This window comes from Streptomyces sp. NPDC004658 (assembly GCF_040609555.1).
Taxonomy (GTDB): Bacteria; Actinomycetota; Actinomycetes; order Streptomycetales; family Streptomycetaceae; genus Streptomyces.
The window spans coordinates 1-3,114 of record NZ_JBEXKG010000335.1 but is presented as its reverse complement, the minus strand read 5'-3'; the positions used below and the strand labels follow the sequence as shown (position 1 = coordinate 3,114).

General features: G+C 74.6%; 4 protein-coding genes. All 4 read right to left on the bottom strand.

The annotated features are described in order from the left end of the window. Window positions 1–126: 126 nt before the first annotated feature. On the bottom strand, window positions 127–795 hold the full coding sequence (locus ABZV94_RS40915) for a helix-turn-helix domain-containing protein (protein WP_356350101.1): 669 nt from the start codon (window positions 793–795) through the stop codon (window positions 127–129). 147 nt (window positions 796–942) lie between these two features. Next, window positions 943–1,632 (bottom strand): HAD-IA family hydrolase, encoded by a 690-nt coding sequence (locus tag ABZV94_RS40910; protein WP_356350099.1) that lies wholly within the window; start codon window positions 1,630–1,632, stop codon window positions 943–945. A 10-nt stretch (window positions 1,633–1,642) separates the two neighbouring features. Next, a complete protein-coding gene (locus ABZV94_RS40905) occupies window positions 1,643–2,281 on the bottom strand; it encodes a phosphatase PAP2 family protein (RefSeq protein WP_356350104.1) in 639 nt (212 codons plus the stop codon). A gap of 230 nt (window positions 2,282–2,511) precedes the next feature. After that, a partial coding sequence (locus tag ABZV94_RS40900) for a M56 family metallopeptidase (protein ID WP_356350096.1) occupies window positions 2,512–3,114 on the bottom strand: 603 nt, incomplete at its 5' end.

Below are 3,114 nucleotides of genomic sequence, written 5' to 3'. Positions count from 1 at the left end.
GCTCGGCCACGAAGACCTCCTTGCGGACCGAGAAGCAGGCCTCGCGGTCGGCGAGGTCCTCGGCGACCCGGACGCGGGCCTGCTGGCACCCCGGCACGCCCGGCGCTGACCGCGCTGCCGGACCCGTCAGGGGGTGCCCGGCCGCTCCTCCGTGGCGAAGAACCGGGACAGGTCCTCCTGCGCCCCTCCCGTCTCCCCGAGGCTCTCCGGGGGCACACCCATCTCCCAGTCCAGCCCGTACCGCTGGAACAGCTCCGCCCGCAGCACCGGAACGGGCATCGGCACCCCCGGCACCAGCGCCGCGTACACCGCGCCCATCAACAGCGCCCGCAGCATGGGGTAGTCGGCCGAGACGTTCTGCGCGCCGTACCGGGCGACCGTGTCGCCGAGCAGCTCCGCCAGCCGGCGCTGTTCCGGGCACTGCACGAAGCCCTCGGCCTGGAGCAGCCCCGCCATGTGCTGGCGCATCAGCACGGGCCGGTCCCGGGCGAGGCCCAGGATCGCGTCGATGGCCCGGGCCAGCCGCTCCCGGCCGTCCTCGGTGCGCGGCTCCCGCTCCAGCGCCTCCTCCAGCGTGCGGTGCATCAGCCGGTGCACGGCGGACTGCACCAGCTGGCGTTTGCCGGGGAAGTAGTACGACACCAGGCCGCGCGCCGAACCGGCCCGGTCCGCGATGTCGCCCAGCGTCGTGGCCTCGAACCCGTGCTCACCGACCAGTTCCACGGCCGCCTGCAGCAGCCGTTCCCGGGAACGCCGCCGCAATTCTTCATTGACCGAGGCGCTGCGCGGGGACATTCTGTAACTCCTGCGTTGACTGGCTGCCAGCCAACTATACTCAACGCAGCGGCGGCGCCCCCATGCCCGGGGCCCGCCCGGAACAGCCGTCCGTCTGGGGCGACGCGGGGGATCGTCTCAGACGGACGGTGCGGTGTCCGTCGGCGCTCAGCCGACGAGATCCAGTACCGGCAGCAGCGCGTCCGGACGCTGGGCCGCCGGCAGGTGGTCCACGAAGTGCACCCGGCAGCCGAGCGCGCCGGCGCCGCCGTCCGCCGCCCGGCTGTCGCCGACCATCAGCACCCGCCGCGGATCGGCGCCGAGCGCCTCGCAGGCGATCGCGAACAGCCGCGGATCCGGCTTCTGCACCCCGTGTTCGTACGACAGCACGTACGCGTCCACATACGCGTCGAGCCCGTGCTCCCGGAAGACCGGGCGCAGGTCCCAGCCGATGTTGCTGACCACGCCGACACCGATCCCGCGCTCGCGCAGGGTGCGCAGCACCTGCTCGGCGTCCGGGTACGGCGTCCAGGCCTCGGGGGACATGTGCCGTTCGTACAGGGCGTCGTGCAGCCCGGGATCCGGCAGCCGCACCCGGCGGGACAGGCCCGTGAAGGCGGCCCGGTGCAGTTCCGCGCTCTCGTCCCGCACCGCCCACAGCTCCGCGAGGTCCTCGGGCAGCTCCACCGGTGCCGGGCCGCCCGGCAGCGCGCCGGCCGCCTCCAAGGCGCGTGCCGTACGGGTCAGTTCCTGCGCGGAGAGGGTGTGGGCGGTCCCGGCCAGCACCGCACGCAGCCAGGACTCGGCGGACTCGACGCGGAACAGCGTTCCGGAGAAGTCGAACAGCACGGCGGTCATGCGCCGGACTCTACCGGTCGGCCGACGGCCGTGCCCGGCCGTCGCGCGGCCACTCGTGGACCGTCACCGCCAACGCGACCAGCGCCGCACCGGCCAGCCACCCGCCCAGCACGTCCGAGGGCCAGTGGACGCCCAGCCACACCCGGGTGACGCCCACGCCCACCACGGAGACGAGCGCGGCCGTCACCGCCGTACGCCACACGGCGGGGCGTGGGCCGTGCCGGTGCAACAGCCACAGCAGCAGGCCGCAGACGACGGTGGCGGTCATCGCGTGACCGGACGGGAAGGCCGCGTAGTGCGCGGAGTCGACCGGGTTCGGCCAGACCGGGCGGGGCCGGTCGACGGCGGCCTTCACGGTCTGCTGCACGATCGTGGCGACCGCGCAGGTGGCCGCCAGCCACAGCGCCGTCCACCAGGCCGCGCGCCGCCAGACGAGCCACACGGCCACCGCCGCGCAGACCAGACGCATGGTGGTCGGGTCCCACACCCAGTCCGTCAGCACCCGGAAGGCACGGGTCAGCTCGTGGTCGCGCACCGCCCAGCGGTGGGTGGTGCCGGAGATGTCACCGTCCACGGTGATCAGGGGATGCCAGCGCAGGGCGACGAGGGCCAGCACCAGCAGGAAGCAGGCGCCGAGAGCGCCGGCCACGCGGGCGGCCCTGCGCGGCGTCGCGGGTGGCTCGGGGGCGGCGCAGGACGGGGGAGCGGAGGGGCGATGGTGCATGCCGTGATCCTCGTGGAGGCGAGGGGGTGTGGCCAAGTCCCGGTGGTGCGGGAGCGGCCGGGGTGCTCGTGGAGGTGAGGGGCCGTGGCCGAGTCCTGTGGGACAGATGTGCCGCGGTCACGGCGCCGTCGGGGGGAGCCGTCAGCCGGTCGGTATCAGCCCAGCGCCCGCAGCCCGGGCACCAGTGCCACCAGCACCGGGATCACGGGCACCAGCGCGGCGGCCGCCGTCAGGCGCAGTCTGCGCAGGGCCGGCAGCCGGTCCGGTGCCGTCAGCAGCCGCTGGACGCGGTGCGGCACATGCGCCTGCGGAGTCGGACAGGGGCCGAACACGCCCCGCTCCTCGTTCAGTTCGACCAGGGCGAGGGCCGTCGTCAGCCGGCCGAAGCGCCGGGACGCCATGTCGTCGGCGGCCAGCTCGACCAGCCGGTGCATCTCGTCGCGGAACGCGGCGAAGACCGGGACCTGCGGGAATCCACCCGCCAGGGCGGCCGAACAGTGCAGCAGCCAGTCGTGGCGGGCCTGCGCGTGTCCCTGCTCGTGCGCGAGCAGCGCGTCCAGTTGACGCCCTTTCAGGCGGCGCAGCGCGGCCGTGGTGATGACGAGCCGGGGTGCCGCGCCGGGCAGCCACCAGGCGTCGGGGCGGTCGCCCTCCAGCACCACCCCGAACAACATCCGCGCCGGGTACGCCGTCGTCAGCGGCGACAGCGCCCACGAGGCACAGCAGCACCTCGCCGACGTCCTCGCCCGCGCCGAGGT

Excerpts from the sequence above, each read along its gene's own strand:
- ABZV94_RS40915 (WP_356350101.1), bottom strand. The coding sequence starts at position 795 with ATGTCCCCGCGCAGCGCCTCGGTCAATGAAGAATTGCGGCGGCGTTCC.
- ABZV94_RS40910 (WP_356350099.1), bottom strand. The coding sequence starts at position 1,632 with ATGACCGCCGTGCTGTTCGACTTCTCCGGAACGCTGTTCCGCGTCGAG.